This is a genomic window from Aquimarina callyspongiae, from assembly GCF_034322225.1.
GTDB lineage: Bacteria > Bacteroidota > Bacteroidia > Flavobacteriales > Flavobacteriaceae > Aquimarina.
The window spans coordinates 1-20,151 of sequence record NZ_JAXLPA010000007.1 but is presented as its reverse complement, the minus strand read 5'-3'; the positions used below and the strand labels follow the sequence as shown (position 1 = coordinate 20,151).

Genomic DNA, 20,151 nt, shown 5'->3' with positions numbered 1-20,151 from the left:
AACCGTTAGAAATTCTAAAAGTTTCATACTTTTGTTTTCTAACGGTTTTTTTTATGTTTCTTACTCAATTTATTGACTATCTCTTGTTAGAAAAAAAGTATTCTATCCATACTGTAACTGCTTATAAAGGAGATTTGATGTCTTTTGCAGATTTTTATAAGCAGGAATATGAGGATACTGATATTTCTAAAGCGGGTTATTCTCAAATTCGATTCTGGATTGTTGATTTAGTAGATAAAGGAATTGCTAATCGTACGATTAATAGAAAGGTATCTTCACTTAAGACATATTATAATTTCTTGCTTAAAACAGGGGGTATAGAGAAAAACCCTCTGGCAAAACACCAGGCGTTAAAAGCTCCCAAGAAACTTCAGATTCCATTTTCTGTTCAGGAGGTGCAAGAAGTGTTAAAAAGTATTACTGATGAAAAAGATTTTACCAGTATGCGTGACAAGTTGATTGTAGAGCTTTTTTATGCTACAGGTATTAGAAGGATAGAGTTGGTTAATTTGAAGATTAGTGATTTGGATACTGGTAGAGGATTGATTAAGGTTCTGGGAAAGAGAAGTAAAGAAAGGTATGTGCCTTTACTGTCATCTGTGTGTGTAACATTGGAGAAATATCTTAAATTAAGATCTGAATTGATTGAAGTGTCAGATGTGTCTTTTTTGTTGCTGACGAAAAAAGGAGTTAAAATCTATGAAACACTTGTGTATCGAATCATAAATGGTTATTTTAGTAAAGCATCTTCTAAAGTAAAAAAGAGCCCTCATATTCTAAGGCATTCTTTTGCAACACATTTGCTTAATGAAGGAGCTAATCTTAATGCTGTAAAAGAATTACTTGGACATTCCAGTTTGGCGGCAACAGAGGTGTATACACATCATACTGTAGCCGAACTAACAAAAGTTTACAAACAATCTCACCCAAGGAATAAAAAGTAAAGATAGGTTACTTGCTTATCGTCTTTTTAGGCTTAAAATATTAAATGTTTAACCAATTAAACCTGTCAAGTATGAAAATGAACTTGCAATCCGTGAATTTTAATGTAGATCAAAAATTGGTGAATTTCACTCAAAGTAAATTAGACAAGTTAGAAAATCATTTTAATCGAATAATTCATGCCGATGTTTTTTTTAAAGTTATGAATACAAGTGGTAAAGAGAATAAGATTACAGAAATTTTATTAAGTGTGCCTGGAGACGAATTCATGATTAAAAAAATTAATAAAACCTTTGAAGAAGGTGTAGATGAGTGTGTTAGTTCGTTAGAGAGACAGTTGAAAAAACGCAAAGAAAAATTAAATGCACATGTTTGATTATTTTTTTTAAAAATAGTTTTGTGTAAAACATAAATTATTATACATTTGCAGTCCGTTAGAAATAGCGGACTTTTTTATGTTCTAAAACATAGTGAAAAGCCGATATAGCTCAGCTGGCTAGAGCAGCTGATTTGTAATCAGCAGGTCGTGGGTTCGAGTCCCTCTATCGGCTCAAAAAAGAAAGAAATTTGATATAATTTTGAACCTTTTTTGATTAAGTTTTGAATTGTCAAAATAATCACTATTTTTGCGCACTCAAAACTCATAAGTTCATAATGAAATATTGATTTTTAAATGGGGAGATACTCAAGCGGCCAACGAGGACAGACTGTAACTCTGTTGTTTTTTAACTTCGCAGGTTCGAATCCTGCTCTCCCCACTTTAATTAAAAAAACTTGATTTAATCGATTGCTATTTGTGATAGAATAATTGAGTTTGAAATTACCTTAATTCTGAATTTAAATAAGTTGAATTTAGAGTTTAAAACGCGGGAGTAGCTCAGTTGGTAGAGCGTCAGCCTTCCAAGCTGAATGTCGCCGGTTCGAACCCGGTCTCCCGCTCAAAGCATAGAGCTAATCTTGATGAGTTTTTTAAGATTGGATTTTTTAAATAAATGTGATGATAAGGCAGATTTCTTTCTGAGTTGAGATGAAAGCGTTCTGAGTTATCATTATACTTGTTAAAAAGCCGGTGTAGCTCAGGGGTAGAGCGTTTCCTTGGTAAGGAAGAGGTCACGAGTTCAAATCTCGTCATTGGCTCTTAGTTCAGAATTTTTAAATTGAACACTAATATATAACTAAGATTAAATAAATTAATTATGGCAAAGGAAACTTTTGATCGTTCCAAACCGCACTTAAATATTGGTACTATTGGACATGTTGATCACGGTAAAACAACTTTAACTGCTGCAATTACTAAAGTATTGGCAGAGGCTGGTCTTTCTGAAGCTAGAGATTTCGATACTATCGATAACGCTCCAGAAGAAAAAGAAAGAGGTATTACAATTAATACATCTCACGTAGAATACCAAACTGCTAACCGTCACTATGCACACGTTGACTGTCCAGGTCACGCCGATTATGTAAAGAACATGGTTACTGGTGCTGCTCAGATGGATGGTGCGATCTTAGTAGTTGCTGCTACAGATGGTCCAATGCCACAAACTCGTGAGCACATCCTTTTAGGACGTCAGGTAGGTATTCCTAGAATCGTAGTATTCCTTAATAAAGTGGATATGGTTGATGATGAGGAATTATTAGAGCTTGTAGAGATGGAAGTAAGAGATCTTCTTTCTTTTTATGAGTATGATGGAGATAATGGTCCTGTAATCGCTGGTTCTGCTCTTGGAGCACTTAACGGTGAGCAAAAGTGGGTTGATACAGTAATGGAGCTTATGGAAGCTGTAGATACTTGGATCGAATTACCTAAGCGTGATGTAGATAAAGATTTCTTAATGCCAATAGAAGATGTATTCTCTATTACAGGTCGTGGTACTGTAGCAACTGGTCGTATTGAGACTGGTGTAGCTAACACTGGAGATCCTGTTGAGATTATCGGTATGGGAGCTGAAAAATTAACTTCTACTATTACAGGAGTTGAGATGTTCCGTAAGATATTAGATAGAGGAGAAGCTGGAGATAACGTAGGTATCCTTTTAAGAGGTATTGAAAAAACTCAGATTTCTCGTGGTATGGTAATAACTAAGCCAGGATCTGTAACTCCTCACTCTAAATTCAAAGCTGAGGTATATATCCTTAAGAAAGAAGAAGGTGGACGTCACACTCCATTCCATAACAACTACCGTCCTCAGTTCTATGTACGTACAACTGATGTTACTGGAAACATTGCGCTTCCTGATGGAGTAGAAATGGTAATGCCTGGAGATAACTTAACAATTACTGTTGATCTTATTCAGCCAATTGCAATGAACGTAGGTCTTCGTTTTGCTATCCGTGAAGGAGGTAGAACAGTAGGTGCTGGTCAGGTAACCGAAATTTTAGACTAATACAATAAGTAAATAAAAGTTAAGGTATTCGTTCCGACGAATACCTTGACTTATGTATACGGGTTTAGCTCAGTTGGTAGAGCACTGGTCTCCAAAACCAGGTGTCGGGAGTTCGAGCCTCTCAACCCGTGCTAGAACAATTAGGGAGTCTTGTAGACTAAGATTTGATTGTTTATTAATGAATTTTATGACGGACGAATTAATTTTCGTTTAAAAAGTAAACAAGATGGCTGGATTAATAAATTACATTACAGAATCATATAACGAGTTAAAAAATCATGTGACTTGGACTCCTTGGGCTGAAGCTCAAAGGTTAACATTGGTTGTAATCGTTTTTTCGGTTATTTTTTCTTTGGCTATTTGGGGAGTAGATACTGTGTTTAGTAATGTAATAGAGTACTATTTTAAGTTAGTTAAATCTTAAATTTGTTCAAAATGGCCGAGGTAGATAATTCAAAGAAGTGGTACGTTGTTAGAGCGGTAAGTGGTCAAGAGAATAAGGTTAAAGACTATATAGAGCGTGAAATAGCTCATATGGGGCTTCAAGATTATGTTTCTCAGATTCTTGTTCCTACTGAAAAGGTAGTTCAAATCCGTAATGGAAAAAAAATAAATAAAGAAAGGGTGTATTTTCCTGGGTATGTTATGATAGAAGCAAACCTAACAGGAGAAGTTCCTCATATTATAAAATCTATTAATGGTGTAATAGGTTTTCTTGGTGAAGTAAAAGGAGGAGATCCTGTACCACTTAGAAAATCTGAAATTAATAGAATGCTTGGTAAGGTTGATGAACTTGCTGTTAAAACAGATAATGTTGCTATCCCTTACACTGTTGGAGAAACTGTAAAAGTTATCGATGGACCTTTTAATGGTTTTAACGGAACTGTTGAAAAGGTAAATGAAGAAAAGCGTAAGCTTGAGGTAATGGTTAAGATTTTCGGAAGAAAAACTCCATTGGAATTAAGTTATATGCAAGTAGAAAAAGTATAATAATTGTTACATTATATATCTTGAATTGTTCTTTTGCTTCCACTTATAGGACAATTCTAATTTAAAATTAGAGAAATGGCTAAAGAGATAGGTAAAGTAGTAAAATTACAAGTGCGTGGAGGAGCGGCAAACCCGTCCCCACCAGTTGGACCTGCTTTAGGTGCTGCCGGAGTAAATATCATGGAATTCTGTAAGCAATTCAATGGTAGAACACAGGATAAAGCTGGTAAAGTATTACCAGTTGTAATCAACGTGTATACAGACAAGTCTTTTGACTTTGTTATTAAAACTCCACCAGCAGCTGTTCAAATATTGGAAGCAGCAAAACAAAAGAAAGGTTCAGGAGAGCCTAATCGTAAAAAAGTAGCTAGTGTTACTTGGGATCAAGTTCGTACTATAGCAGAAGATAAGATGCAGGATTTAAATGCGTTTACTATCGAGTCAGCTATGAAAATGATTGCTGGTACTGCTCGTTCAATGGGTGTAACTGTAAAAGGACAAGCTCCTTTTTAATCCAAAAACGTTTACAAAATGGCAAAAGTAACTAAAAAGCAAAAAGAGGCGAACGCTAAAGTTGAGAAAAATAAGGCGTATTCATTAGATGAAGCTTCTGCTTTAGTAAAAGAAATTACAAACGTAAATTTTGATGCTTCTGTGGATATTGCAGTTCGTTTGAACGTTGATCCACGTAAAGCTAATCAAATGGTACGTGGTGTGGTAACATTACCTCACGGAACAGGAAAAGATGTAAAAGTGTTAGCGTTAGTAACACCGGATAAGGAAGCTGAAGCTAAAGAAGCTGGTGCAGATTATGTAGGTCTTGATGAATACCTTGATAAAATTAAAGGTGGATGGACTGATGTAGATGTAATCATCACAATGCCTAGTGTAATGGGTAAATTAGGACCATTAGGTAGAGTATTAGGACCTCGTGGATTAATGCCTAACCCAAAAACAGGAACGGTGACTATGGATGTTTCAAAAGCAGTTTCTGATGTAAAAGCTGGTAAAATCGATTTTAAAGTTGATAAGACTGGAATCGTTCACGCTGCTATCGGAAAATCTTCTTTCGATGCTGAAAAGATAGCAGGAAACGCTAAAGAATTAATAACGACATTAGTAAAGTTAAAGCCACAGGCGGCAAAAGGTATATATATTAAATCAATATTTATGTCTTCTACAATGAGCCCTGGAGTGGAGATTGATTCTAAAAACTTTGCTGGGTAATTAAGATAAACGATTATGACAAGAGAAGAAAAATCATTGGTAATTGAAGACTTAACTGCTCAGTTGGCTGAAAACGCTAATATTTATTTAGCTGATATTTCAGGGTTAGATGCAGGAACGACTTCAAATTTACGTAGAGCTTGTTTTAAAGCTAATGTATCATTAAAAGTAGTAAAAAACACACTCCTTGCAAAAGCAATGGAGAATTCTGATAAGGATTTTGGAGATTTACCAACTACATTAAAAGGTAATACTTCAATCATGTTTTCTGAAACTGGTAATGCGCCAGCAAAGGTTATAAAAGAATTTCGTAAGAAATCAGAAAAGCCTGTATTAAAAGGAGCATTTGTAGAAGAAGCAGTATTTGTTGGTGATGAAAACCTTGAGGCTTTAGTTAACATTAAGTCTAAAGAAGAAGTTATCGGAGATATTATCGGTCTATTACAGTCACCTGCTAAAAATGTTATTTCAGCATTAAAATCTGGTGGAGGAACAATAGCTGGTATCCTTAAAACATTATCCGAAAAAGAAGGGTAATTAATAGTAGTGTACGCACTTTTTAACAAATTATATTTCAATTAAAAAAATTATTTAAAACGATAGAAAATGGCAGATTTAAAAGATTTCGCAGAACAATTGGTTAACTTAACAGTAAAAGAAGTTAATGAGTTAGCTGATATATTAAAAGAAGAATATGGCATTGAGCCTGCTGCTGCTGCAGTAGCTGTAGCTGGTGGTGCTGCAGCTGGTGGTGAAGCTGCTGAAGAAAAAACTGAATTTGATGTAATCCTTAAGGCAGCTGGTGGTGCTAAATTAGCAGTTGTAAAGCTTGTTAAAGAATTAACAGGTCTTGGTCTTAAAGATGCTAAAGGATTAGTTGATGAAGCTCCTAAAGCAATCAAAGAAGGAGTTTCTAAAGACGAAGCAGAAGCTCTTAAAGCTCAATTAGAAGAGGCTGGAGCTGAGGTTGAGCTTAAGTAAGCTTACCATAGATTAACACTTAAGGTTTAGACCCGGAGAGTTTTCTCTGAGGTCTAAACCATTTTGCGTATATAAGTACTAAGTACAAAAATACGCACCCGATTTTTAAAATTTTAATTTAAATTCCGTCCATTGATGTTAGCAACGCAAACTGAAAGATTGAATTTCTCTTCTGTAAAGAATAGACCTGAATATCCTGATTTTCTTGATATTCAGATCAAATCATTTCAGGATTTCTTTCAATTAGAAACAAAGTCTGAAGAAAGAGGAAACGAAGGTCTATACAATACCTTCATGGAAAACTTCCCGATTACGGATACTCGTAATCAATTTGTACTAGAATTTTTAGATTACTTCGTTGACCCTCCTAGGTACGACCTTCAAGAGTGTATAGAAAGAGGTCTTACCTATAGTGTACCTCTTAAAGCACGTCTTAAACTGTTCTGTACAGATCCAGAACATGAAGATTTTGAGACTATTGTTCAGGATGTGTATTTAGGTACAATCCCGTATATGACTCCTAGTGGTACATTTTGTATTAATGGAGCAGAACGTGTAGTAGTTTCACAATTACACCGTTCACCTGGAGTATTCTTTGGACAATCGTTCCACGCTAATGGAACAAAATTATACTCTGCCAGAGTTATTCCTTTTAAAGGATCCTGGATAGAATTTGCTACCGATATCAATAGCGTAATGTACGCATATATCGATAGAAAGAAAAAATTACCGGTAACAACACTTTTCCGTGCAATTGGTTTTGAACGAGATAAAGACATATTAGAAATATTTGATCTTGCTGAAGAAGTAAAAGTTTCTAAATCCGGATTAAAAAAGGTATTAGGACGTAAGCTTGCTGCTCGTGTTCTTAATACTTGGCATGAAGATTTTGTAGATGAAGATACTGGTGAAGTAGTATCTATTGAGCGTAATGAAATTGTTTTGGATCGTGATACGATTCTGGATAAAGATCACTTAGACGAAATTATTGATTCTGGAGCTAAGACGATCTTACTTCATAAAGAAGATAATCAAAAAGGTGATTATGCAATTATCCACAATACTTTGCAAAAAGACCCTACCAACTCAGAAAAAGAAGCGGTAGAACATATATATCGTCAATTACGTAATGCAGAACCGCCTGATGAGGAAACTGCAAGAGGTATTATTGACAAGTTATTCTTCTCAGACCAACGTTATAACTTAGGTGAAGTAGGTCGATATAGAATGAATAAAAAACTAGGTCTTAATATCGAAATGGATAAGCAAGTGCTTACCAAAGAAGATATTATTACTATCATTAAATATCTTATTGAGTTAATTAACTCTAAAGCTGAAATTGATGATATCGATCACTTATCTAACCGTCGTGTAAGAACAGTAGGAGAGCAATTATCACAACAGTTTGGAGTAGGTTTAGCTCGTATGGCTCGTACGATACGTGAGCGTATGAATGTTAGAGATAATGAGGTGTTTACGCCAATTGATTTGATCAATGCAAAAACCTTATCCTCTGTAATTAATTCATTCTTTGGAACCAATCAGCTATCTCAGTTTATGGATCAAACGAATCCATTAGCAGAGATTACACATAAACGTAGACTTTCGGCATTAGGGCCTGGAGGTTTATCTCGTGAGCGTGCTGGATTTGAGGTACGAGATGTACACTATACTCATTATGGTCGTTTATGTCCAATAGAAACACCAGAGGGACCAAATATTGGTTTGATTTCTTCGCTTTCTGTTTTTGCAAAAGTGAACTCAATGGGATTCTTAGAAACTCCTTATCGTAAAGTAGAAGATGGTAAAGTAGATTTATCAGGATTCTCCTACTTAAGTGCTGAAGAAGAAGAAGAAAAATTAATTGCTCAAGCAAATATTCCATTAAAAGAAGATGGAGCAATAGATTCTGATAAAGTAATTGCAAGAATGGAAGGTGACTTCCCGGTAATTGAACCTACTCAGGTAAATTATGCGGATGTTGCACCTAATCAGATTGCTTCTATTTCAGCTTCTTTGATTCCATTCTTAGAACATGATGATGCGAACCGTGCATTGATGGGATCGAATATGATGCGTCAGGCAGTACCATTATTAAGAGTAGATGCACCTATTGTAGGTACTGGATTAGAACGTCAGGTAGCTTCTGATTCTCGTGTATTGATAAACTCAGAAGGAGCTGGTGTTGTAGAATATGTAGATGCACAGAAGATTACTATCAAATACGATAGAACTGATGAGCAGAGAATGGTAAGTTTTGATGGTGATTCTAAAACGTATGACCTGATAAAGTTCCGTAAAACAAATCAAGGTACTAGTATCAACTTAAAACCAATCGTAAGAGTTGGGGATAGAGTTGCAAAAGGACAAGTACTTTGTCAAGGATATGCAACAGAGAATGGAGAACTAGCTTTAGGAAGAAATATGAAAGTAGCCTTTATGCCTTGGAAAGGGTATAACTTTGAGGATGCGATCGTGATTTCTGAAAAAGTAGTTAGAGATGATATATTTACTTCAATTCATATTGATGAATATTCTCTTGAAGTTAGAGATACAAAATTAGGTAATGAAGAATTAACTAACGATATCCCTAATGTTTCTGAAGAAGCGACCAAAGATCTTGACGAGAATGGTATGATCCGCGTTGGAGCAGAAATCAAACCTGGAGATATCCTTATTGGAAAGATTACTCCAAAAGGTGAAAGTGATCCAACTCCTGAAGAAAAATTATTAAGAGCAATCTTTGGTGATAAAGCAGGGGATGTAAAAGATGCTTCATTAAAAGCTTCTCCTTCATTACACGGAGTTGTAATTGATAAGAAGTTGTTTGCAAGAGCTATTAAAGATAAACGTAAACGTTCTCAGGATAAAGAAGATATTTCAATCTTAGAGAGATCATATGATGCAAAGTTTGCATTGCTTAAATCTCAGTTAGTAGATAAATTGTTTGCTATCGTTGGAGGTAAGACTTCTCAAGGAGTAATGAATGATCTTGGAGAAGAAGTATTACCAAAAGGTAAAAAGTATACTCAGAAAATGCTTAACAGTGTTGATGATTATGCTCACCTTACTAAAGGTACCTGGACAACAGATGATGATCTTAACAGAATGGTTGCAGATTTGATTCACAACTATAAGATCAAAGAAAATGATTTACAAGGTAACCTTAGAAGAGAGAAGTTTACTATTTCTGTAGGAGATGAGTTACCTTCAGGTATAATCAAATTAGCTAAAGTTTACATCGCTAAGAAACGTAAACTTAAGGTTGGAGATAAAATGGCAGGTCGTCACGGTAACAAAGGTATTGTTGCACGTATCGTAAGAGAAGAAGATATGCCATTCTTAGAAGATGGAACACCAGTAGATATCGTATTGAATCCACTAGGGGTACCATCACGTATGAACATCGGTCAGATTTATGAAACCGTATTAGGATGGGCTGGGCAAAAACTGAATAGAAAGTTTGCTACACCAATCTTTGATGGGGCATCTTTAGAACAAATCAATGGATTTACAGATGAAGCTGGGATTCCTCGATTTGGTCATACTTATCTATATGATGGTGGTACAGGAGATCGTTTTGATCAGCCAGCTACTGTAGGTGTGATTTATATGCTTAAGCTAGGTCACATGGTAGATGATAAGATGCACGCACGTTCTATAGGACCATATTCATTGATTACGCAGCAACCACTTGGAGGTAAAGCTCAGTTTGGAGGTCAGCGTTTTGGAGAGATGGAAGTATGGGCACTTGAAGCGTATGGTGCTTCAAGTACACTTCGTGAGATATTGACCGTAAAATCTGATGATGTTATTGGAAGAGCTAAAACATACGAAAGTATCGTTAAAGGAGAGCCAATGCCTGAACCAGGATTACCAGAATCATTTAATGTATTAATGCACGAATTAAAAGGACTGGGTCTGGATATCAGATTAGAAGAATAATATAAAAATAATCAAATTGTCTTCCTTAGCTAATCAAGGGAGACAGTTTGTTATCATAATATTATTCAAATTTAAATTACAATAATTCTTAAGCAACCATATATTATGGCAAGAAATAATGATAAGAATACAGTAAAGAGATTTAATAAGATCTCTATAGGTTTGGCCTCTCCAGAGTCAATTTTGGCACAATCAAACGGAGAAGTTTTAAAACCCGAAACTATCAATTATCGTACTCACAAACCTGAGCGTGATGGTTTGTTCTGTGAGCGTATTTTTGGTCCTGTAAAGGATTTTGAATGTGCTTGTGGTAAATATAAAAGAATTCGTTACAAAGGTATTGTTTGTGATCGATGTGGTGTGGAAGTTACCGAGAAGAAAGTTCGTAGAGACCGTGTAGGGCATATTAACTTAGTTGTTCCTGTTGCACATATCTGGTATTTCCGTTCATTACCAAATAAAATAGGATATCTGTTAGGATTACCATCTAAGAAATTAGATATGATCATTTACTATGAGCGTTACGTAGTAATTCAACCAGGTATTGCAAAAAATGAAGAAGGAGAACCAGTACAAAAAATGGATTTCCTTACAGAAGAAGAATATCTTAATATTTTAGATAGTCTTCCTCAAGAAAACTTGTACCTGGATGATAACGATCCTAACAAGTTTATTGCTAAAATGGGAGCAGAATGTTTGATCGAGATTCTGAGAAGAATAGATCTTGATGCATTATCCTATGAATTGAGACACAAAGCAAATAACGAAACGTCGAAGCAACGTAAAACTGAAGCACTTAAAAGACTTCAGGTAGTAGAGGCGTTACGTGATGCAAATAAAAATAGAGAGAATCGTCCAGAATGGATGATCCTTAAGGTTGTTCCAGTAATTCCGCCAGAATTACGTCCATTAGTACCATTGGATGGAGGTCGTTTTGCAACTTCGGATTTAAATGATTTATATCGAAGAGTAATTATCCGTAACAACCGTTTGAAACGTTTAATGGAAATTAAAGCTCCAGAAGTGATCTTACGTAACGAAAAGCGTATGCTTCAGGAATCTGTAGATTCATTATTCGATAATACTCGTAAAGCTTCAGCTGTAAAGACAGATTCTAATAGACCTTTAAAATCATTATCTGATTCATTAAAAGGTAAACAAGGACGTTTCCGTCAAAATTTATTAGGTAAACGTGTGGATTATTCAGCACGTTCTGTGATTGTTGTAGGACCAGAATTAAAATTATTTGAGTGTGGTCTTCCTAAAAATATGGCAGCAGAGTTGTACAAACCTTTTGTGATCAGAAAATTGATAGAAAGAGGTATTGTTAAAACAGTAAAATCTGCTAAAAAGATTATAGATAGAAAAGAGCCTGTAGTTTGGGATATCTTAGAAAATGTTCTAAAAGGACATCCGGTATTACTAAACCGTGCTCCAACGCTTCACCGTTTAGGTATTCAGGCTTTCCAACCTAAACTTATTGAAGGTAAAGCGATACAATTACACCCATTGGTATGTACGGCATTTAATGCAGATTTTGATGGTGACCAGATGGCGGTGCACTTACCACTAGGACCAGAAGCTATATTAGAAGCTCAGTTATTAATGCTGGCATCTCATAATATTTTGAATCCTGCAAATGGATCACCGGTAACGGTACCATCACAGGATATGGTACTAGGGTTGTATTATATGACTAAATCACGTAGATCTACTCCTGATTTAGAGATAAAAGGTGAAGACCTTACTTTCTATTCTCCAGAAGAAGTAATTATTGCTTATAATGAGAAAAGATTAGATATTAACGCTAATATTAAGGTTAGAACTAAAGATATTAATGAAGAAGGAGAAATAGTAACTAAAATAATAGAAACTACAACTGGTAGAGTATTATTTAATGAAAAGGTTCCTGAAAAAGCTGGATATATCAACGAAGTATTGACTAAGAAATCACTTAGAGATATTATTGGGGGTATTTTGAAAGTAACTAGTGTTCCTGAAACTGCAGCATTCCTTGATGAAATTAAAACATTAGGATATAACTTTGCATTCCAGGGTGGATTATCATTTAGTTTAGGAGATATTATTATACCAGCAGAAAAGCACACGATGATTGCGAGTGCAAACTCTCAAGTAGATAATATCGTTGCTAACTATAATATGGGTCTTATTACCAATAACGAACGTTATAACCAGGTAATTGATATATGGACTTCTACGAATGCTGAGTTGACTGAACTATCTATGAAGCGTATTAGAGAAGATCAGCAAGGATTTAACTCGGTATATATGATGCTTGATTCTGGAGCAAGGGGATCTAAAGAACAGATTCGCCAGCTAACAGGTATGCGTGGATTGATGGCAAAACCGAAGAAAGCAAGTTCAGCGGGTGGAGAGATTATTGAAAACCCGATTCTTTCTAACTTTAAAGAAGGGCTTTCAATTCTAGAATACTTTATTTCTACTCACGGTGCTCGTAAAGGACTTGCGGATACAGCACTTAAAACGGCCGATGCAGGATACTTGACTCGTCGTTTGGTGGATGTAGCACAAGATGTAATAGTAAATATTGAAGATTGTGGTACACTAAGAGGTGTAGAAGTAACGCCATTGAAGAAGAATGAAGAGATTATAGAAGGATTAGGAGCCAGAATTGTTGGTAGAACTGCTTTGATGGATGTAGTGAATCCTTTAACACAAGAAGTACTGGTTGAGGCTGGAGTTGAGATTGATGATGCAACAGCAAAAAATATAGAAAACTCTCCGGTAGAATCTGTAGAAGTACGTTCAGCATTAACTTGTGAAGCTAAAAAAGGAATCTGTGTAAAATGTTATGGTCGAAATCTTGCTACTGGTAAAACAGTACAAAGAGGTGAGGCAGTAGGTGTTGTAGCAGCTCAGTCAATTGGAGAGCCAGGTACACAGCTTACACTAAGAACATTCCACGTAGGAGGTATTGCAGGTAACATTTCAGAAGAGAATCAGTTAAGATCTAAATTTGCTGGTAAAGCAGAAATAGAAGAATTAAAAACGGTTAAAGGAGAAGATGCTGAAGGAAATGAGATAGATGTAGTAATTTCTCGTACTTCTGAGATTAAAATTATCGATCCTAAAACTAAGATTGTTTTAAGTACTAACTTAATACCATATGGTTCTCAATTGTTTATTCAGGATGGAGATAAAATTGCTGAAGACACAGTAATTTGTCAGTGGGATCCATATAACGGTGTAATTATTTCAGAATTCGCTGGTAAAGTGAAATATGAAAACATCGAACAAGGGATTACTTATCAAGTTGAAATTGATGAACAAACAGGATTCCAGGAAAAAGTTATTTCTGAATCAAGAGATAAGAAAAAGATACCAACGCTTCATATATTAGGAAAAGGAGACGAAGTATTAAGATCTTATAACCTTCCAGTTGGAGCTCACCTAATGGTGGATGACAATGATAAGATTAAAGTAGGTAAGATTTTAGTTAAAATTCCTCGTAAATCTGCAAAAGCAGGGGATATTACAGGAGGTCTTCCAAGAGTAACAGAATTATTCGAAGCTCGTAATCCATCTAACCCAGCTGTAGTAAGTGAGATTGATGGTGTTGTATCTTTTGGTAAGATTAAACGTGGTAATCGTGAGATTATCGTAGAATCTAAGATAGGAGAAATCAAAAAGTATTTGGTTAAACTATCTAATCAAATTCTTGTTCAGGAAAATGATTATGTACGTGCAGGAATGCCATTATCAGATGGTTCTGTAACTCCAGAAGATATTCTTAAGATCAAAGGGCCTTCTGCAGTTCAGCAATATCTTGTGAATGAAGTACAAGAAGTATATCGATTACAAGGTGTGAAGATTAATGATAAGCACTTTGAGGTTGTTGTACGTCAGATGATGCGTAAAGTAAGAATCCAGGATCCGGGAGATACAATTTTCTTAGAGAATCAATTAGTTCATAAATCTGACTTCATTGAAGAGAATGATGAAATTTTCGGAATGAAGGTGATTGAAGATGCTGGAGATAGTGAAAACCTTAAAGCAGGTCAAATTATTTCTCCTCGTGATCTAAGAGATGAGAATTCTGTACTTCGTAGAGAAGATAAAAATTTAGTAACTGCAAGAGATGCATCTCCGGCAACGGCGACACCAATACTTCAAGGTATTACAAGAGCATCGCTACAAACTAAATCATTTATTTCTGCAGCGTCGTTCCAGGAAACTACAAAAGTGTTAAATGAAGCTGCTGTTAGTGGTAAAGTCGATACACTAGAAGGTCTTAAAGAAAATGTTATTGTTGGACATAGAATCCCAGCAGGAACAGGAATGAGAAATTATGAAAGTATCCTTGTTGGTTCTAAAGAAGAATTCGAGGATAGAATGGAGCAACGACAGGAAGTTAATTATAATTAATAAGAACAGCCTGTCTTTTTAGGCAGGCTGATTTTTTATACCATAAATCAGTTATTTTGATATGGCAGATAATAAAGATCAAAAACAAAATCAGTTAAATATAGAATTGGATGAAGCAGTAGCAGATGGTACGTATAGCAACCTGGCTATTATTAATCATTCAGTTTCAGAGTTTGTAATTGATTTTGTGAATATTATGCCTGGTAGGCCCAAAAGTAAGGTGAAGAGTAGAATTATTTTGACGCCTCAACATGCAAAGCGATTATTAAAAGCTCTTGGAGATAATGTAAATAGATTTGAGTCTGCACACGGAGAAATTAAAGATTATGAACAACCTCCAATTCCTATGAATTTTGGCCCAACGGGTGAAGCTTAGAATTAGAGATAAAATTTTTTAAAAAGCCTATATAAATTCTTTCAAGAATTTATATAGGCTTTTTTAATATGTAATGTAAAAGGAATTAACTTTTAAAATTTTATAATAGAAGTTAATAAGAACTTTCTATTTTACTTTTGGGCGATATAGATTTTTTAAATATTATCTAAAAAAAACAACTAATAAAGTGGGCTTTTTATAAATCGAATTTTTTTAGTAATATAAATACTTGCTTTTGCTTTAAAAGTGATTTAAAACAACCTTAAATTAAATTTTAGAATTCAGAAGTGAAATGAAACTGTATTGAAGGATATTTTTGTTGAGTCATTTGTAAACTAAAAGAAGAATCAGCTAAAAAAACTAATTGACCTTGTTTATCCTTTGCCAAAAATTTATTTTTTACACGTTTAAATTCCTTAAATTCTTCATTGTCTGAATCTTCAGGATCTACCCAGCAAGCTTTATGTACATTAAGATTTTCATAGGTACATTTTGCTCCGTATTCATGTTCAAGACGATATTGGATAACTTCGTACTGAAGAGCGCCTACCGTACCAATAACTTTTCGCCCATTTAGCTCAAGTGTAAAAAGTTGAGCTACACCTTCATCCATTAATTGATCAATACCTTTGGCTAATTGCTTGGATTTCATAGGATCAGCATTGTTAATGTATCTAAAATGCTCTGGAGAAAAACTAGGAATTCCCTTATAGTGTAACACTTCTCCTTTGGTTAAAGTATCTCCAATTTTAAAATTTCCAGTGTCGTGAAGACCAACAATATCTCCAGGGTAGGAGATGTCTACAATCTCTTTCTTTTCAGCAAAGAAAGCATTAGGACTAGAAAATTTTAATTTTTTATTATGTCTTGTATGTAAATAAGGAACGTTTCTTTCAAAAGTACCAGAAACTATCTTAATAAAAGCCAGACGATCTCTATGCTTAGGATCCATGTTTGCGTGGATTTTAAAAACAAAACCAGTAAAATCTTTTTCTTCAGGTTCAACTAGGCGTGTATCACTTTCTTTGGCTCTTGGAGTTGGAGCTATTTTTACGAAACAATCCAATAACTCTCTTACACCAAAATTATTCAAAGCAGAACCAAAAAATACGGGCTGTAGATCACCATTTTGATAAGATTCTTGATTAAAATTGGGATAAATACCCTCTACAAGTTCAAGCTCTTCTCTCAAATTTTCTGCGGAAATATCCCCAACTATATCGTTTAGATCAGGTGAAGAAAGATCTGATATTTCAATGGTTTCTTCAATATTTTTTCTATTGTCACCACTAAAAAGATTGATGTTTTTTTCCCAGATATTGTATATCCCTTTAAAATCATAGCCCATACCAATAGGAAAACTTAAAGGAGTAACCTTGAGGCCTAATTTTTGCTCAATTTCATCCAGTAATTCAAAGGCATCTTTACCTTCTCTATCAAGTTTATTGATAAATACAATCATAGGGATGTTTCGCATCCTACAAACAGAAACTAACTTTTCTGTTTGTTCCTCAACACCTTTTGCAACATCAATAACCACAATTACACTATCTACAGCGGTCAAAGTTCTGAAGGTATCTTCAGCAAAATCTTTATGACCAGGAGTATCAAGAATGTTAATTTTAGTGTTCTGATATTCAAAAGCAAGAACAGACGTAGCAACGGATATCCCACGCTGACGTTCTATTTCCATAAAATCACTGGTAGCTCCTTTCTTAACCTTATTGGACTTTACGGCACCAGCCTCTTGAATAGCCCCACCAAAAAGTAATAATTTCTCAGTTAATGTAGTTTTTCCAGCATCCGGGTGAGAAATGATACCGAACGTTCTTCTTCTTTTTATTTCGTCTATAAATTTCATGCTATCAAATAATCAGGAGGCAAATATACTACTAAAAATGATAATCTATAGTAAATCAGACGCAAGGCAAATCCTATTAATACTAGTAAGTTTTATACGTTTTTATTAACGAATTATGTTTTTCGTCGAAAAAACGCGGTTTTTATCGAATATTCGCAAAATTTAGGGGGAAAAAACTGTTAAAAACTGAAAAAAATCTCATATTTGTAACACTTTAATAATTACGGTTTTACCGCATTATTATTAGTGTTTTTAAGCAATCATCATATTTGTAATTTTCACCCCAAACCCTCTAAGTGCGTATGAGAAAAATTACTCGACTTCAAAGAGTACTTAAAATCAAACAAAACAAATCCTTTTTTCAAGGAGTTCTTGTTGTGCTTTTTATGGTACTTTCGACAACAACATTTGCCCAAACAGTTGGAGCAAATTGGTGGAACGGACGAGGCTATCTCGTTGATTTTAGAACCCCAACACCGACAATTACTTGTGGTTTGCCTAGTGATGGAGCTTTTGAAGCGACCGCTACTTGGAGTGATCCTTTTACAGGTGATTTAGTTTTTTACGTAGATGATGGAACCGTTCGAGATAATACGGGTACATTATATACTAATGGAACAGGGTTGAATACAAATGGAACCCGTACGCAGATGGCTTCTGTAATGCCGGTACCAGGAACAAATGCTGAACAAATCTATATTATCCATGCCAATGGTAGAGATGAGGATAGAAATGGTACAGCATTTTACTCTATTGTTGATGTTCCTTCGCAAACAGTAATTAGTAGAAATAATTTATTACTCAATAATAATTCTGAAGCTATATACGGAACCAATAATGGTAATGGTTGTGGAGCTTGGTTAGCAGCAATTTCTAATACTGACCCTCTTTGTACTTCTGATTGTGCAGGAGTTTTAAATTTATGGGAAGTAGATGAATCAAACCCTTTGTCTTTGGCTAGAGGTAATAACCCAGATTTAACGGTTCCATTGCCTTCTGTTCTTCCTAGAAGTGGGGAGAGAGGATCGATACGATTTTCTCAACAAAATGATAGAATTGCTATTGCTATAGAAGGAGGGGATACTACAACAGATGGTGGTGTTTGGCATGCGAGTTGGGATCCTGTGACAGGAGCTGTTGGAGTTTGGACAAAAGTTCAGATATCCGCAGTAGAGGATACCGTTACAGGATATAGTATAGAGTTTTCTCCGGATGGTTCTAGATTATTTTTTGGACATCGTACCGATTTTAGTTTTGATGGACAATACGCAGGATGGTTTAGCCAAATATATGTTCACATTATTGGAAATAACTTCTCAACAGTAGTTACAACTAATAATAGTAATTCTGGAGTTCAATTAGGGCCCGATAATAAATTATATATAAGTCAAAGTAATGCAACAGTATTTCGATCTATAGACAATCCAAATACGGTTACATCAACAGCTGATGATGTACTTACGTCATTACCTATACCAGGAGGTTGTCAACAAGGGTTTAACTTTTCTCAACAGATTGTTTTCTTTGGATCTTGTTTGGTTGATACTGATAATGATGGTATTATAGATGAAACAGATAATTGCCCTAATAATGTAAATCCAGGTCAGGAGGATGCTGATGGTGATGGAGTAGGAGATGTTTGTGATAATGATGATGATAATGACGGGATTCTTGATACTAACGAAAAGAGATGTGATCAACCTAATATTGCAAATTCAAATTCAGGAAGTGGTACATTTCAGGATCAATTATACTTCTTTGATTGGAATGCAACTTTTGATAATGGAATTCAGGATGGAGATAGTCAGACATTTACATTACCTGACGGTTTAGAAATTGTCGCAACATTTTCAAATGTTTCGAATGCTGTAAATGCAGCCACATATACTCGATCAGATATATCAACCTTTGGAGGCGCTCAATTACAAAACTTATATAATGGATCAGGAAGTTTTGATGCGTTATATGGAGGTGATGGAGCAGATGTATCTTTTAGAGTAACTTTTACAGCAACTAAAGGAGGAAATCCATTCCCACTAGATTTATTAGCACTGGACTCTGAAGCTACAAATAATACAAATGAATCTTTAAGTTATACAACTAATGGAGGTGGTTGGACTCTATTAGAAACCATTGGAGGTGGTGGAGTATGGACTGGTGCAGGAACAGATACAGTAACTACAACAGATACAGAACAATCTGGAGGAAATACAATACATTATTCAGAAAATTCATCGATTATAGATGTTAATATAAATGCAGGAGGAAGACAAGCAGTCGCATTCGGAATTTATTTGATTTGTGATACTGATAACGATTCTGTACCTGATTATTTTGATACAGATAGTGACAATGATTTATGTAATGATGTAATAGAATCAGGAGGTACTGATTCTAATGGAGATGGAATTTTAGGAGGATTGCCAACAACTGTTGATGCAAATGGTCAAGTAATAGGAACTGCTCCGGTAACTGGAGGGTATTCAGGTACTAATGTTGCTGTAACTACCAATGTTACAATTTCAATAGGCACAGGGCCTTCAAATCAAACGGTTAATGCTGGAGGTAATGCTACCTTTACGGTTGTAGCTTCGGGAACAGAAGTTACAGATTTCATACCAATTCCTGATACCACAACAGATGTAAGTGGAGAACTTACGTATCAGTGGCAAGTAGATACAGGAAGCGGTTTCACCAATATAGGAGGAGAAACTAATGCAACATTAAATTTAGCTTCAGTTGCATCTGGAGATGATGGAAATATTTATAGAGTTATTGTGTCACATCCTGATAGAGCTGGATGTAATGAACAAGCTCAAGCAACCTTATCTGTTAACCCTTCTAGTGATTTAGATGTTGCTAAAGGAGTTGTACTAACTACGGATGCAGATGGTAGTACAAATACTACGCCAGGTGATACCGTTACTTTTACTGTTACAGTAAGTAATAGTGGTCCTAACAATGCTACCGGAGTTGTGGTTACAGATCAGGTTCCAAACGGATATACAATAGTTGGTAGTCCAACTACTAGTCAGGGT

At 35.2% G+C, this 20,151-nt stretch carries 14 protein-coding genes and 5 tRNA genes; 18 read left to right on the top strand and 1 reads right to left on the bottom strand.

Annotated features, from left to right (window positions below; genetic code table 11):
- Positions 1–53: 53 nt before the first annotated feature.
- The 17 genes from U0D62_RS23025 (at position 54) to U0D62_RS22945 (ending at position 15,252) form a co-directional block, all read left to right on the top strand.
- Positions 54–944, top strand: coding sequence for a tyrosine-type recombinase/integrase (locus U0D62_RS23025; RefSeq protein WP_322289711.1), 891 nt, complete (start codon positions 54–56; stop codon positions 942–944).
- A gap of 71 nt (positions 945–1,015) precedes the next feature.
- Entirely contained in the window at positions 1,016–1,318 is a 303-nt protein-coding gene (gene hpf / locus U0D62_RS23020; RefSeq protein ID WP_322289710.1) for a ribosome hibernation-promoting factor, HPF/YfiA family, read from the top strand.
- Between the two features lie 101 nt (positions 1,319–1,419).
- Positions 1,420–1,493, top strand: a tRNA-Thr gene (locus U0D62_RS23015).
- A gap of 124 nt (positions 1,494–1,617) precedes the next feature.
- Positions 1,618–1,700, top strand: a tRNA-Tyr gene (locus tag U0D62_RS23010).
- Between the two features lie 108 nt (positions 1,701–1,808).
- Positions 1,809–1,881: transfer RNA gene (locus U0D62_RS23005), tRNA-Gly, on the top strand.
- A gap of 126 nt (positions 1,882–2,007) precedes the next feature.
- Positions 2,008–2,079 (top strand) — tRNA-Thr (locus U0D62_RS23000).
- A 59-nt stretch (positions 2,080–2,138) separates the two neighbouring features.
- The gene (tuf, locus tag U0D62_RS22995; protein ID WP_322289709.1) at positions 2,139–3,326 is read left to right on the top strand and encodes an elongation factor Tu; all 1,188 of its coding nucleotides are present in this window, start codon (positions 2,139–2,141) and stop codon (positions 3,324–3,326) included.
- 58 nt (positions 3,327–3,384) lie between these two features.
- Positions 3,385–3,457: transfer RNA gene (locus tag U0D62_RS22990), tRNA-Trp, on the top strand.
- 95 nt (positions 3,458–3,552) lie between these two features.
- A complete protein-coding gene (gene secE, locus U0D62_RS22985; RefSeq protein ID WP_322289708.1) occupies positions 3,553–3,750 on the top strand; it encodes a preprotein translocase subunit SecE in 198 nt (65 codons plus the stop codon).
- A gap of 11 nt (positions 3,751–3,761) precedes the next feature.
- On the top strand, positions 3,762–4,316 hold the full coding sequence (nusG, locus tag U0D62_RS22980; RefSeq protein WP_322289707.1) for a transcription termination/antitermination protein NusG: 555 nt from the start codon (positions 3,762–3,764) through the stop codon (positions 4,314–4,316).
- 75 nt (positions 4,317–4,391) lie between these two features.
- Positions 4,392–4,829: a 50S ribosomal protein L11 gene (rplK, locus tag U0D62_RS22975; RefSeq protein WP_108867018.1), complete on the top strand. Its 438-nt coding sequence runs from the start codon at positions 4,392–4,394 to the stop codon at positions 4,827–4,829.
- Between the two features lie 18 nt (positions 4,830–4,847).
- The gene (rplA, locus tag U0D62_RS22970) at positions 4,848–5,543 is read left to right on the top strand and encodes a 50S ribosomal protein L1 (protein ID WP_322289706.1); all 696 of its coding nucleotides are present in this window, start codon (positions 4,848–4,850) and stop codon (positions 5,541–5,543) included.
- Positions 5,544–5,558: 15 nt separating this feature from the next.
- A complete protein-coding gene (gene rplJ, locus U0D62_RS22965) occupies positions 5,559–6,080 on the top strand; it encodes a 50S ribosomal protein L10 (protein WP_322289705.1) in 522 nt (173 codons plus the stop codon).
- Positions 6,081–6,149: 69 nt separating this feature from the next.
- Positions 6,150–6,524 (top strand): 50S ribosomal protein L7/L12, encoded by a 375-nt coding sequence (gene rplL / locus U0D62_RS22960; RefSeq protein ID WP_322289704.1) that lies wholly within the window; start codon positions 6,150–6,152, stop codon positions 6,522–6,524.
- Between the two features lie 135 nt (positions 6,525–6,659).
- A complete protein-coding gene (gene rpoB, locus U0D62_RS22955) occupies positions 6,660–10,469 on the top strand; it encodes a DNA-directed RNA polymerase subunit beta (protein ID WP_322289703.1) in 3,810 nt (1,269 codons plus the stop codon).
- 105 nt (positions 10,470–10,574) lie between these two features.
- Positions 10,575–14,876, top strand: coding sequence for a DNA-directed RNA polymerase subunit beta' (gene rpoC / locus U0D62_RS22950; protein WP_322289702.1), 4,302 nt, complete (start codon positions 10,575–10,577; stop codon positions 14,874–14,876).
- 61 nt (positions 14,877–14,937) lie between these two features.
- Positions 14,938–15,252 carry a DUF3467 domain-containing protein gene (locus tag U0D62_RS22945; protein WP_322289701.1) on the top strand — a complete coding sequence of 105 codons (315 nt, stop codon included), beginning with the start codon at positions 14,938–14,940 and terminating at the stop codon, positions 15,250–15,252.
- Between the two features lie 274 nt (positions 15,253–15,526).
- Here U0D62_RS22945 and U0D62_RS22940 read toward each other — a convergent pair whose 3' ends face one another.
- Positions 15,527–17,113 carry a peptide chain release factor 3 gene (locus U0D62_RS22940; RefSeq protein ID WP_322289700.1) on the bottom strand — a complete coding sequence of 529 codons (1,587 nt, stop codon included), beginning with the start codon at positions 17,111–17,113 and terminating at the stop codon, positions 15,527–15,529.
- A 302-nt stretch (positions 17,114–17,415) separates the two neighbouring features.
- On the opposite strand from U0D62_RS22940, the gene U0D62_RS22935 reads away from it, so the two are divergent.
- Positions 17,416–20,151: CshA/CshB family fibrillar adhesin-related protein (locus U0D62_RS22935; protein ID WP_322289699.1), on the top strand; the 2,736-nt coding region annotated here is incomplete at its 3' end.